11 protein-coding genes are annotated in these 12,061 nt (G+C 53.4%); 5 read left to right on the forward strand and 6 right to left on the reverse strand.

Going from position 1 to position 12,061, the window contains the following annotated elements; translation table 11 throughout:
- Window positions 1–14 precede the first annotated feature (14 nt).
- Window positions 15–881 carry a MurR/RpiR family transcriptional regulator gene (locus ACPUC8_RS06265; RefSeq protein ID WP_494925791.1) on the reverse strand — a complete coding sequence of 289 codons (867 nt, stop codon included), beginning with the start codon at window positions 879–881 and terminating at the stop codon, window positions 15–17.
- Between the two features lie 470 nt (window positions 882–1,351).
- On the opposite strand from ACPUC8_RS06265, the gene fic reads away from it, so the two are divergent.
- Complete coding sequence (gene fic, locus ACPUC8_RS06270) at window positions 1,352–2,428, forward strand: protein adenylyltransferase Fic (protein WP_494925792.1); 1,077 nt, start codon at window positions 1,352–1,354, stop codon at window positions 2,426–2,428.
- Window positions 2,429–2,639: 211 nt separating this feature from the next.
- Window positions 2,640–3,098 carry an OsmC family protein gene (locus tag ACPUC8_RS06275; protein ID WP_058970479.1) on the forward strand — a complete coding sequence of 153 codons (459 nt, stop codon included), beginning with the start codon at window positions 2,640–2,642 and terminating at the stop codon, window positions 3,096–3,098.
- Here the strand turns inward: ACPUC8_RS06275 and ACPUC8_RS06280 are convergent, their stop codons facing one another.
- A complete protein-coding gene (locus tag ACPUC8_RS06280; RefSeq protein ID WP_494925793.1) occupies window positions 3,099–4,175 on the reverse strand; it encodes a diguanylate cyclase in 1,077 nt (358 codons plus the stop codon).
- Between the two features lie 268 nt (window positions 4,176–4,443).
- On the opposite strand from ACPUC8_RS06280, the gene ACPUC8_RS06285 reads away from it, so the two are divergent.
- On the forward strand, window positions 4,444–5,724 hold the full coding sequence (locus ACPUC8_RS06285) for an MFS transporter (protein WP_494925794.1): 1,281 nt from the start codon (window positions 4,444–4,446) through the stop codon (window positions 5,722–5,724).
- 44 nt (window positions 5,725–5,768) lie between these two features.
- On the opposite strand, the gene ACPUC8_RS06290 is transcribed toward ACPUC8_RS06285, so the two are convergent.
- The 3 genes from ACPUC8_RS06290 to ACPUC8_RS06300 form a co-directional block, all read right to left on the reverse strand.
- A complete protein-coding gene (locus ACPUC8_RS06290) occupies window positions 5,769–7,604 on the reverse strand; it encodes a methyl-accepting chemotaxis protein (protein ID WP_494925795.1) in 1,836 nt (611 codons plus the stop codon).
- A gap of 134 nt (window positions 7,605–7,738) precedes the next feature.
- Window positions 7,739–8,380: an aspartate/glutamate racemase family protein gene (locus tag ACPUC8_RS06295; RefSeq protein WP_494925796.1), complete on the reverse strand. Its 642-nt coding sequence runs from the start codon at window positions 8,378–8,380 to the stop codon at window positions 7,739–7,741.
- A 67-nt stretch (window positions 8,381–8,447) separates the two neighbouring features.
- On the reverse strand, window positions 8,448–9,359 hold the full coding sequence (locus ACPUC8_RS06300; RefSeq protein WP_494925797.1) for a LysR family transcriptional regulator: 912 nt from the start codon (window positions 9,357–9,359) through the stop codon (window positions 8,448–8,450).
- Between the two features lie 109 nt (window positions 9,360–9,468).
- On the opposite strand from ACPUC8_RS06300, the gene ACPUC8_RS06305 reads away from it, so the two are divergent.
- Entirely contained in the window at window positions 9,469–9,912 is a 444-nt protein-coding gene (locus ACPUC8_RS06305; protein WP_494925798.1) for an ester cyclase, read from the forward strand.
- Window positions 9,913–10,016: 104 nt separating this feature from the next.
- The gene (locus ACPUC8_RS06310) at window positions 10,017–10,934 is read left to right on the forward strand and encodes a formyltransferase family protein (RefSeq protein ID WP_494925799.1); all 918 of its coding nucleotides are present in this window, start codon (window positions 10,017–10,019) and stop codon (window positions 10,932–10,934) included.
- Window positions 10,935–10,974: 40 nt separating this feature from the next.
- On the opposite strand, the gene ACPUC8_RS06315 is transcribed toward ACPUC8_RS06310, so the two are convergent.
- A complete protein-coding gene (locus ACPUC8_RS06315; protein ID WP_039330181.1) occupies window positions 10,975–12,024 on the reverse strand; it encodes an NAD(P)-dependent alcohol dehydrogenase in 1,050 nt (349 codons plus the stop codon).
- Window positions 12,025–12,061 lie beyond the last annotated feature (37 nt).

Genomic DNA, 12,061 nt, shown 5'->3' on the forward strand with positions numbered 1-12,061 from the left:
AATTTCCTGTTTGTTTAGCGCTCAAACTGGCCAAATTCCTGCTGTAGCGCGCGATTCTTTGCAAGGCGCACAGACAGTTGCGGCCCCAGGCGTTCAACCACGGCAGAGAGCAGTAAGTTAAACAAGCAACTCACCGGGGCCAGTGAGTCCCAGAAGTTGGCGGTATCGGTTTTCACTTGCAGTAAATCCAGCGGGTAGTCCCGCGCCCATGGGCACCAGATATCGGTTACCAGTGCCATGGGGAGCTGACGTTCGCTTGCCACCCGACAGAACTGGCGTGCCACCGTGGAGTAGGCGCGCGTATCAGTCAGCACCACATAGGGTTTTTCATACTCAGAGTTGAGCGATTCGAGCCAACTGCCAGAACTGCCATCGGCGTAGCTCACTCGCGGGCGCAGATACTCCAGATGACTGAAAAAGGTATGGGCGATGCCGCGGGTCGATTGAATCCCCAGGATGATCACCGCATCAGCTTGCGCAATGTGCTGGCTGACGCGGGCAAAGGTGTCGCTCTGCGCCAGTTGGTAGACGTAACGAATCGCATCCAACTCCATTTGCAGTGACTGGTTGGCCCGATCGGGCAGCGACTGTTGCTGATCCCACGCATCCAGACGATCAATGACGCCCCAGTGCTTGTAAGGCGTGTTGGGCAGCTCACGCAGCGCATTTTTGACGTCGTCCAGATTGCGAAACCCCAGCTTGCGCAGATAGCGGCCGACGGTAATACCGCTGGTCCCGGTGGCCAGCGCGATGCTGTCCGCTGTTTCAAACGGGATCTGCTCCCGATGGCTCAGCAGCCAGGCACTGACCCGTTTTTCGCTGGGCGTCTGATGGCAATAGGCCGCTTCGATGGCATTAAAAAAGTCTGTTTTCGCATTCATAGTGGATTCAATGTTATTGAGCTGTCATTGCACTACGTTTTGACATGTAACTAACAAAGCAGGATGCATGCCATGTTTAAGAATTTATAAAATTCATCGTTAATTCATTGAGATGGTGAATATTCAAACCAAGAAGGCGTGGCGCTTGAAAGAATTAAAGTGCCATAGAGGTGCAACACTAATGACATCGGCATGACATCAGTGCAACCAGGTGTTGACCGTTTTTTGACAACGATCTGGATTTGCTATTGGGTGATGTAAAGACGTGAACCTGTTGATGGCATCGACACGTTTTGATGATATGTCGATAAAATCCATTTTTTTAAACATATGGTCGTGACATGTTTATGGCATCGACACGTTTTGGCGATATGTCGATAAAATCCATTTTTTTAAACATATGGCCGTGACATGTTTATGGCATCGACATATTATGGCCATATGTCGATAAAATCGGATTTTTTAAACATATGGTCTGGAATCCAGAAACGCCCTATAACGCCTTGCCTTTGCTGCCGCCTGATCTTGAAAAGATAGAGACACGTAAGGTATTGAAAGCCTGCATCACGGCTCGCGCCGCGGTGGCAGAGCTGAAAACTGCCGGAGAACTGATTCCCGACCAAGGGTTGCTGATTAATATCCTTCCCATGTTAGAAGCGAAGGACTCGTCACGTATAGAGAACATCGTCACCACCAGCGATCAACTCTTCCAGTACGCCGACCATGAAGAGAATGCGGATCCTGCGACAAAAGAGGCGCTGCGTTACCGCACGGCGCTGTTCGAAGGGTTCACGCATCTTGATGCTTACCCGCTGTGCACCAATACCGCGATCGCGCTTTGTACTAAGCTGCGCGCGGTGCAAAGCGATATTCGAAAAACGCCCGGCACGGTACTGCGTGATCAACATAATAATACGGTCTATACGCCACCCGTTGGGGAAGCGGCTATTCGCGATTTGATGGCAAACTGGGAGCGTTTCATCCATGCAGAAGATGATATCGATCCGCTGGTTAAAATGGCCATCTCGCATTACCAGTTTGAATGCATTCACCCCTTCCCTGACGGCAATGGCCGTACTGGCCGCATCCTGAACATTCTTTATTTGATTCAAACCGATTTGCTCTCGTTACCGATTCTCTACCTCTCCCGATTCATTCTGGAAAATCGGGACGACTATTACACTCTGCTGCGTGGCGTAACGGCACAGGGTGACTGGGAAGCCTGGATTCTGTTCATGCTGGAAGCCGTAGAAAATACCGCAATCTGGACAACGCAGAAAATTGCCATCGTTCGCGCGCTGATTTCTGAAGTCACAGCGTACGTCCGTGAGACGTTGCCGAAAATTTACTCCCATGAACTGATGCAGGTGCTGTTCGCACAGCCCTACTGCCGCATTGAAAATCTGGTTGAAAGCAATATCGCGAAACGCCAGACGGCATCCAGCTACTTAAAACAGCTGGTCGAGATTGGTGTATTAGAAGAGAAAAGCTACGGGCGCGAGAAACTGTATATGAATACTCGGCTACTACAGGAACTCAACCAATAATCGCTCAGGGTGAAGCGACCCTCACGCCATCACCCTCTTCCTGATGACTGTACTTCTTACCACCATACCATTGCCAAAAGCGTGTAGCGGCGTGATTTATCAAGCTTGTTCTTACCAGGTATCGCAAGAAAATGCGCAATAAATTGCGCCGCTACAATGAGCCTGTTTGATATAGACTGTCCGCCTGTTACGTAATGAAAGGAACTTCGGCATGGCACAGGAACACCATTATCAGGTCACAGTACGTTGGACCGGCAATCGCGGTAAGGGCACTTCATCTTATACGGCTTACGATCGCAATGGCGAGTTGCTGGCAGACGGCAAAGCCACCGTTGCACTCAGTGCGGACCCTGCATTTCTGGGGGATGATTCACGCTGGAATCCTGAAGAGTTACTGCTGGCCTCCGCATCGGCGTGCCATAAATTGTGGTATCTGCATCTGTGTGCGGTTGCGGGCATTATTGTGGAAGCCTACGAAGATGCCGCAGAAGGGACGATGCAGGAAGGGACGCGCGGGCGTTTCACCCAGATCACTCTGAAGCCACATATTACGCTGCGCAATCCGGCAGATGCGGACCGCGCAAGCGCATTACATCATCAGGCGCATGAAGCTTGTTTCATCGCCAATTCACTCAATTTCCCGGTAGATTGCGAACCCACCTTCGCATAGTTATGCCGCGCCGGCGAGGGGTGATTGCCACAGACGCACCCCATTACGACCGGCGCGTTTCACTTCATACAGCGCTTCATCCGCATGCCGCAACCAATGGCGCAGAGATTCAGCACCCGCAGCAGATGCAATACCAATGCTGACCGAGCAGCGAAAATCAGCCGATGCCGGTAATCGCACCTGGGCAATTTTATCCTTGAGCAGTTCCGCCAGTGCCACCACCGATTCATCCGTGGCATGGTGCACAATCACCCCCAGCTCATCACCGCCGAAGCGCGCGGGTATATCCTGCAAACCCACCACGTTGCGCAGCAACGCTGAGATCTCGGCCAACAGGAAATCTCCTGCTTCATGACCCCAGGTATCATTGACCGATTTGAAGTAATCCAGATCCATCAGCAACAGATAGCCTGCACTGTCGCCGCGACGGGTGCTGAGAAACTCACTCTCCAGACGGCGTTCAAACAGACGACGGTTAGGGATTTCCAGACCCGGATCCATCAGTGCTATACGTTCTAATTCGCGATTTCGTTTACGCAGATGCCAGGTCAGATTGTATGAGGTCACGCTGAGTACCAACATGTAGCAGGTTGCCAGCGGCAACGTCAGCCACACGGTTTGTGTGCTGAATGTTAGATTCACCGCTGCGCCATCCACCAGCCACACCATCACAAAGGCGCAGAGAAACGCCTGCATAGCGGCGATCAACTGCGCTGCACCGCCCGCAGCATAACGATCTGAAGCCAGCACCGCCATAATGACAAATGAAGGCAGCGGACTCAGCGCCATGAGCGCCACCCAAATTCCCCCGAATGCAGCATCAAGGGTCAGGTTATGGCGCTCAGTACCGGTTGGGTCTTCAGCACGAAGTGCTCGCTGATAGGCCAGCCACGGCCAGATAAAGGCATTCACAAACAGTAAGGCGCTGAAGGCAACGCCTCGATGCATCTCCATCAATACAGAGAGAATCGGGAAGAAACATAAAATTGTGCCAAGCTGGCGCATGATAAACATACGACGAACGAAGCGCTCCGAACGCCGCTTCAGGTGGCTATCATCAGGCGAGTAATAATTCATTCACAGGAAAAATCTGATCGACAAGAAAAGCAGTTTAACGGCAAAAGGGACAAGCGCAGCGCTTTATTTTAAGAATATTTACCTTGCGCTTAACTAATAGTGCAAAAACTTATCTTAACGCTGCAAAGAACAGCAATATGGCCCGCATCACGCGACTTTTCATCAGTTAAAACTATGAACCCACAGCGATTTTCAATCGCTCATCATTGTCACTGTATTAAGTTAACGACAGGATAGTTAATGACTCACTGACAACAAGGAGAATGCGATGTCCTCAGCTGCCCCTATTTCACCTGCACAAAAGCGGGTGTTGATTGCCGGTTCGGTTGGTAACTTTATTGAATGGTATGAATTTGCCGTATACGGCTTTATGGCAACGCTGATCGCGAAAAACTTTTTCCAACTGGAAGGGGAAAGCGCCCTGACCAGTTTAATCCTCACCTATGCAGCCTTCGCCGTCGCTTTCTTTTTCCGTCCATTAGGTGCGGTGCTGTTCGGCAGACTCGGGGATCGCTATGGTCGCAAACCTGTGCTGATTGCCGTATTGATTATGATGACGCTTGCTACAGTCGCAATAGGTCTGGTGCCGGTTTATGCCTCTATTGGTGTGGCTGCGCCTCTTATCATTACGGCACTGCGTATCCTGCAAGGACTGTTTGCTGGAGGTGAATATGGTGGTGCGGTATCACTGATGACGGAATTTGCGCCACCAGGTAAACGCGGCTTTTACGGTGCGTGGCAGTCATTGACCGTGGCTTTTGGCTTACTGGCAGGCGTGGCGGTAGTGGCCTTATTGCCCCTGCTACTTGGCGATGCGGCGATGATGGCCTGGGGCTGGCGAATTCCTTTTTTACTCGCCCTTCCGCTGGGTGCGATCGCGTTGTGGCTGCGAACTGGGCTTGAGGAGTCGCCACAGTATCAACAGGTAAAGTCCGTGAGCGTTGAGCAGGCTGCACTGGGGGCAACGCTGCGTGCCATTACGCTAGGGATTGGTCGATTGATGGTGTGGTCAGCGGCAGGTTATACCTATCTGGTGATCATGCCGACGTATTTGCAGTCTGCACTGCACACAGGCTTTAATCAGGCTCTGCTGATTGCGGTGATTTCTAATCTTGGCTTTGCGGCGACGATTCTGCCTGCAGGCATTCTCAGCGATCGCCTGGGCCGCCGATCCGTGATGCTGTTCGCGACGTTCTTATTGCTGGTGCTGGCTTTTCCACTGCTAAAAGTGCTGCAAGATCCTCAAAATGGCATGCTGATTAAAGCCGTGGTGGTGTTCGTCGCGGGTGCGTTGGTCGGGATGCTGGCGGGTCCTGGTCCGGCGATGTTAGCGGAGATGTTCCCCACTCGCGTACGCTATACCGGTCTCGGGCTGGCCTACTCTCTCTCTAATGCCCTGTTCTCAGGTTGTGCCGGATTGATCATTACGGGTTTGATGAAGCAGACCGGTAACGCCGACATTCCCGCCTGGTATGTGATGGCCACCGCGCTGGTGAGTTTTGTTGCACTGCTGACGTTAAAAAAAGACGACCATCTCAAGCCGTTATAAATAACAAAGGCGACCATTAGGCCGCCTTTGCAATTGTCGGAAAATTACCGCCCCGCGCCCTGTAAGCGGAATTGCGCCACCAGCCGCTCCAGCATCATTGCCTGCTCTTCCAGCGAGTTTGCCGAATGCGACGAAGCGCTCACCAGCGTGGCGTTTTGCTGTGTGGTGGTATCGAGTTCACCGACCGCGCGGGCAATCTGTTCAATACCACGGCTCTGCTCGTCGGATGCGGCGGAGATCTCTTCCATAATCTCGTTCACGCGCGCAATGCTGCCAAGAATTTGATCCATGGTTTCACCGGCACGCGCCACCTGTTGGTGACCGTTGCTGATACGGCTGACCGATTCGCTAATCAGCTGTTCAATATCTTTCGCGGCGCCCGCACTGCGCTGTGCCAGGTTACGTACTTCGCTGGCAACGACTGCAAATCCACGCCCTTGTTCACCGGCACGAGCCGCTTCAACTGCGGCATTCAGCGCCAGAATGTTGGTCTGGAAGGCAATGCTATTGATCACCGCCGTGATATCAGCAATCTTCTTCGAACTATCCGAGATTTCGCCCATGGTGCTCACGACATCACGCACAGCAATACCGCCTTTATTAGCATTTTGCGAGGCTTCTGCGGCGATCTGACTGGCCTGACGGGCGTTCGCGGCGTTATTTTTCACCGTTGCCGTTAACTGCTCCATGCTCGCAGCGGTTTCCACTACCGCTGCCGCCTGCTGCTCAGTACGCGATGACAAATCCAGGTTGCCCTGATTGATCTCACTGGCGGCCTGCGACACGCTGCTGACGCTGCTCAGGACATCGCCAATCATACTGCGCAGACGTTCGTTCATGCGGCCCATTGCGGATGTCAGTTTGCCCAGTTCATCGTGACGGTCAGTGGTGAATTGCGAGCTGAGATCGCCGCTGGCGATGCGCTCCGCCAGCTCCAGATTATGGAACACCGGACGCGTAATCTGGCGAATGATGTACCACGCCACCAACACGCCAAACAGAATCGCCAGACCACCAATCAGCAACGACAGCGTAGCAGAACCGTTCGCCAGCTCATCGTTACGCTCTTTCACTATGGTGATGATCTTTTTGATCACCGCACTGCTCTTATCACCCGCCACTTTGACGGTGTCTTCCGAACGACGCAATTGTCCGTAGCTGTCGGCGGCTTGCAGACTGAGATCTTTAAAGCGTTCGGTATCCTGCCACAGCGCGGTAAATCCGCCCTGTTGTTCCGGTGGCAGCTGAGCCAGCAGCGCTTTCATGCCTTGATCGGCCTGCTGGTAATGGGTTTGCAGCGTTTTGCGCAGCGTGTCAGTCACATTGAAGCGCAGCGCCCATGCCTCTTCACGCACGTTGCTAATGGCAAACAGCTGCTCATAAATCTGATTGGTGAGCTCGGGATTGGTCACCGGCGTGCGGATCAGCTGAGTGTAGCGTGAGGTCATGTCCTGCTGACTCAGGGAATCAAGCTGTGTGCGCAGACTGTTTAATTGTTGGGTCGCCTGCGTCATCGCACCGATGCTGTTCTGGAAGCTGGCGAGGTGGGTATCCAGCTCATCAACCAGCGCACGGGCGCTGTCAGTCCAGCTGAGTTGTTTAGCTTCACGGTTTAGCTGCTGTGCATGCGTCACGTAATCGGCCATGACTTTGCCCGATTTATCATCGCCATAGAGATATTTAAGGCGGTTAATCTTGGCCTGAAACACCTCAATATTGATGTCATATATCAGATTGGTTTTCTGATAAATATCGTGAATGGCGGTGAAGCGCTGCACGCTTATTCCCGTCGCGAGTGCCACCAGCAACAGCACAATCCCGAACCCTGCCGACAATTTGCGGGTAATGCGCACATTGCGTAATCGTGAAACCAGTCCCATGTTTCTTCCCCTGCGTTTGTTATTTTTGTTGAGCTTGCGAGAGGAGTTATCGGAACGCGGCAGGAATTGTTTATTGCCCGTCGCACAAATATTTTTTTGATTGATGTGCGCCGTTCATCAACGGCGCAACGCTTTTATCTTGATGTGGCAGGCGCGAGTTGGCTGATAAACAAACCGGCGGCGCTTACTGCATCCACCGCCACTTTGCCCAGCTGTTGGCGAATGCTATCGCCCAACGCAATGGTGGAGAAACCGGTGCAGGAGAAAGCAATCACTTCGATGCCTTCACGATACAGCCTGTCTGCGCAGGCCAGTGCACTCGCCCGCCCCTCTGCACTCAGGAGATCGATGGTGTTCAATACCCCTTCAGGACGGGCATAACGCACGTCTTCACCCAATAGCTGACGGAATGGCGCCGGGGCCGTCGCGCCAATGCCCATTACCGCCACCGGGCGCTTGAGCATGCGTGCAATGCTGGCCGAGGCAGAACCGGCGCTGATAACCGGAATCGATACCGCTTCACGCAATGATGCCAGGCCCGGATCGGCCGCACAGCTGAGAAATAGCGCGTTGCAGCCATCGGCTTCAAACTGCTGGCCCAGCGCAACAATTTTTGGCACTGCCAGCGCTTCACTGGCGTCATCGTAAATGCCTTTGTGCTGGTCGGGGATCGCCCGACTGATGGCATTGATACCGTATTCCTGATGGATCAGCCGTGCATGTTCTTCGACAAAGTGCTGATCCGGATGGGTTAATACACGAATAATCCCCAGCATGGAAAGTGAACTCCTGGTCTGATGTTGTATGGTTAGAATGGCCTGAAACATTATTTTTATGATGCCACTATACGCCACTTCCCACTTCTTCGATCACCTGCCGCAACCAACGGTGCGCCGCGCTATCCTGAGTACGGCGATGCCACAGCAGATCAAAGGGAACATAAGGCAGCGTCAGTGGTGGTTCGAACATGATGATATCTTGCTGGCGAGCATATGTGGTGCCGACTCGGCGTAGCACCGTCGCCACATAATCCGTGCCTCGCAGAAGATCGGGGACGGTAAACATGGTGGGCAGCGTCAGGCTGATGGTTCTTGCCAGCCCCTGCTCGCGCAGTTTCTGATCCACCAATCCATAATGCTGGCCCTCGGGTGACACCAGAATATGCCGCATCGACAAAAATGCCTGCAGGCTCATTTTCTCACCCGCGATCGCATGATCGCGTCCCACCATGGTGACAAAATCATCACGTAACAGCGGTTGGGAAAGAATACGGTTTTCTGCTTTGGTCGGCGGGACGCCGACAGCCATATCAATCTTGCCGGCGTCCAGCAGCGCCACCACTTCATCGCGGTCAATAAAATAACGCACGTGGATCGTGCAGTTGGGCGCGAGTACCGCGAGCTTTTGTGTTAATGCCGGTAACAGCACATGCAGTGGGTATTCCGTCAATCCCAGAGTGAAAGTGCGGGGTTTCGCGTTGGGATCAAATACCTCAGCGGGTTTCATCAGTTGACGTACCTGCCCTAACGCCTCAGCAATCGGAATGGCGATCTCCTGTGCTTTCGCGGTCGGCCGCAAGCCCTCGGCGCTGCGGATAAAGAGCGGATCATCAAACGCACGACGCAAGCGACCCAAAGCGGCACTCATCGCCGGTTGGCTCACCCCGGCCAGTACGGCCGCTTTAGTGACGTTACGCTCCAGCATAAGCGCATTGAATGCTGCCAGCAGATTGAGATCGAAACCATCGAAATTCATTTTTTGTATAATGCTCTATACCGTTCATTTGTTGGATTGATAGTGGCAGCTTCGGGAATACTGCACAAGCCGGTGAACTGCACCGCTAACTCATCAAAAGGTGTCCAACATGTCTGCGACTCAACCCACTTCTCGTCTGCAAGCTGAACGTGCAGCGGTAGAAAATCTGTATCGTGCTTTCAGTGATAAGAATCCGGATCTGCTGGATTTGGCGGTCACACCCGACTGGCAAGATATTCCGCTGGCGCCTGGACAAGGGCCCGGTCCTGAAGGTTTCAAGCCGTTGCTGGCAGGCTTTATCGCGGCCTTCCCCGATATCAACATCATCGTGCACGACATGCTACAGGAACCAGGAAAAATAGCGGTACGCGCTGAAATTACCGGCACGCACCAAGGGGAATTTATGGGCATCGCGCCCACCGGCAAGCGCATCAGCGTGCGGCTACATGAATTTCACCTGCTTAACGGCGAGCGTGTGACGACCACCTGGCATATGGAAGACTGGATGGCGATGTTCCAGCAGATTGGCCAGTTCCCGCCACAAGCAAAGTAGTGCTCAGAAAATCGGCGCATTTCAATCGAAGCGGTTTAAGCCAGGCATAATCTTCTCCTGCTATGCTTGGCAGCAGACGTTAATCAGCATGAGCAGGCGGTAAAATGAGAGTCGTGTTATGTGCGTATCACGAAATGGGATGCGCGGCGCTAGAGAGTGTGCAGGAAGTAGGATTCGAAGTGGCTTGCGTGTTCACCCACGCCGGTGCTCATCAAGAGAACAGCTTCTTTGCATCGGTTGAAGCGCTGGCCCACCAGCAACAGATTCCAGTGTATTGCCCCGAGGATATCAACACGCCGGAATGGATCGCGATAGTCGCCTCCTTGCAGCCCGACGCGATTCTCACCTTATCGTATCGGCAAATGCTCTCACCTGCGTTGATCGCCACGGCAAAAAAAGGCGCGTTCAATGTTCACGCTTCCCTCTTGCCGGCCTATCGCGGCAGAGCACATCTCAACTGGGTGATTATTCGTAACGAACGCGAAACCGGCGTGACACTGCATCGCATCAGCCCGATCCCTGACGGCGGGCCGATCCTGGCGCAAAGCCGTGTTGTCATTACCGACGAAGATGATGCACTGTCACTGCATCGCAAACTGGTGCGCACCACGCGTGAACAGCTACCAGCGTGGCTGCGTGGCTTGCAGGCCGGAAGTCTTGTGGAGCGCGCACAAGATGAAGCGCTGGCCAGTGAGCCTGGTCAAAGAAAACCTGAAGATGGCCACATTCACTGGCAGCAATCGGCGGACGATATTCATCGGCTTATTCGGGGAGTCGCCTACCCATGGCCAGGCGCTTACAGCGAGGTAGACGATCAGCGCTTTATCGTGTGGAAAAGCCGCGTCATTACCCAGCCGCATCAGCATGCGCCGGGCACGATTCTCTCTACAGAGCCGCTTTATATCGCCTGCGGTGAGAATGTACTGGAGATTGTCGCGGCGGGGTTATCGCATCACGACAATTCCAGTGCGGCGCAGCTGGTGCAGCACTTTTCACTGCATGATGGAATGCAGCTGAGCTAGCTTTTTGATGGCGATTTCAGGCTGAAATCGCCAACGTTTATCACCAGCGCGTGGCCGCTACATCAATCACAAAACGATACTTCACATCGCCTTTCAGCATACGTGCAAAGGCATCTTCTACCGCTTCGCCAGCGATTAATTCGATATCCGCCGTGATGTTATGTTCGCCACAGAAATCCAACATCTCCTGCGTCTCTTTAATGCTGCCAATTGAAGAGCCACTGATGCTCAGGCGACGGAAGACCATCGGCGTCACGTCAGGGGATTGATGGGGTTGATCGGGGATACCGACCAGCACTAAACGACCATTGGTTTTCAACGTGGCAAGATAAGGATCGAGATCGTGTGGTGCTGAAACACAGTCGATGATGAAATCGAGTGAGGTTTGTGCTGCCGCCATCTGCTCTGCATCCCGAGATACCACCACGCGGCTGGCGCCCAGACGTTTCGCATCCGCACCCTTTTGTGGTGAAGTGGTAAATAACGTGACTTCCGCTCCCATCGCGCTCGCTAGTTTCACCGCCATATGGCCCAAACCACCCAAGCCCACCACGCCAACTTTATCACCGGCCTGAACCTTAAAGTGACGCAGCGGCGACCAAACGGTGACGCCCGCACACAGCAATGGCGCGACGCCTGCCAGCGGCAACTTCTGCGGCACTGACACCACAAAATGTTGATCGACCACCACATTCTGCGCATAGCCGCCCCAGGTGCTGTCACCCGTGTGTTTATCAATGCCGTTGTAGGTGGCAGTAAAACCGGCTTCGCAATATTGCTCTTCCTGCTGCTGGCAGAAGTGACATTCACGGCAGGAATCGACCATTACCCCGACACCCACCACATCACCCACTTTGAAGTTTGTTACAGCAGCACCGGTTTCCCTTACCCGACCAACAATCTCGTGACCGGGCACCAGCGGATAGCGGCTGACCGCCCACTCATTGCGCGCCATATGCAGATCGGAGTGGCATACGCCGCAGTAAAGGATATCAATTTTGACATCCTGAGGTTGCAGTGGGCGCAACGCTATCTGGCTGGATACCAGAGGTTTGGCTGCGTCTTGTGCCACTAATGCGTTGATTTTCATGCTGCCTCCGCCATGAGCTGGCGTTATTGAATTGAAG

The sequence above is a fragment of the Pantoea sp. CFCC18177 genome, assembly GCF_059412425.1.

Excerpts from the sequence above, each read along its gene's own strand:
- ACPUC8_RS06290 (WP_494925795.1), bottom strand. The coding sequence starts at position 7,604 with ATGGGACTGGTTTCACGATTACGCAATGTGCGCATTACCCGCAAATTG.
- ACPUC8_RS06310 (WP_494925799.1), top strand. The coding sequence starts at position 10,017 with ATGAGAGTCGTGTTATGTGCGTATCACGAAATGGGATGCGCGGCGCTA.
- ACPUC8_RS06295 (WP_494925796.1), bottom strand. The coding sequence starts at position 8,380 with ATGCTGGGGATTATTCGTGTATTAACCCATCCGGATCAGCACTTTGTC.
- ACPUC8_RS06315 (WP_039330181.1), bottom strand. The coding sequence starts at position 12,024 with ATGAAAATCAACGCATTAGTGGCACAAGACGCAGCCAAACCTCTGGTA.
- ACPUC8_RS06305 (WP_494925798.1), top strand. The coding sequence starts at position 9,469 with ATGTCTGCGACTCAACCCACTTCTCGTCTGCAAGCTGAACGTGCAGCG.
- fic (WP_494925792.1), top strand. The coding sequence starts at position 1,352 with ATGGTCTGGAATCCAGAAACGCCCTATAACGCCTTGCCTTTGCTGCCG.
- ACPUC8_RS06285 (WP_494925794.1), top strand. The coding sequence starts at position 4,444 with ATGTCCTCAGCTGCCCCTATTTCACCTGCACAAAAGCGGGTGTTGATT.
- ACPUC8_RS06275 (WP_058970479.1), top strand. The coding sequence starts at position 2,640 with ATGGCACAGGAACACCATTATCAGGTCACAGTACGTTGGACCGGCAAT.
- ACPUC8_RS06265 (WP_494925791.1), bottom strand. The coding sequence starts at position 881 with ATGAATGCGAAAACAGACTTTTTTAATGCCATCGAAGCGGCCTATTGC.
- ACPUC8_RS06280 (WP_494925793.1), bottom strand. The coding sequence starts at position 4,175 with ATGAATTATTACTCGCCTGATGATAGCCACCTGAAGCGGCGTTCGGAG.
- ACPUC8_RS06300 (WP_494925797.1), bottom strand. The coding sequence starts at position 9,359 with ATGAATTTCGATGGTTTCGATCTCAATCTGCTGGCAGCATTCAATGCG.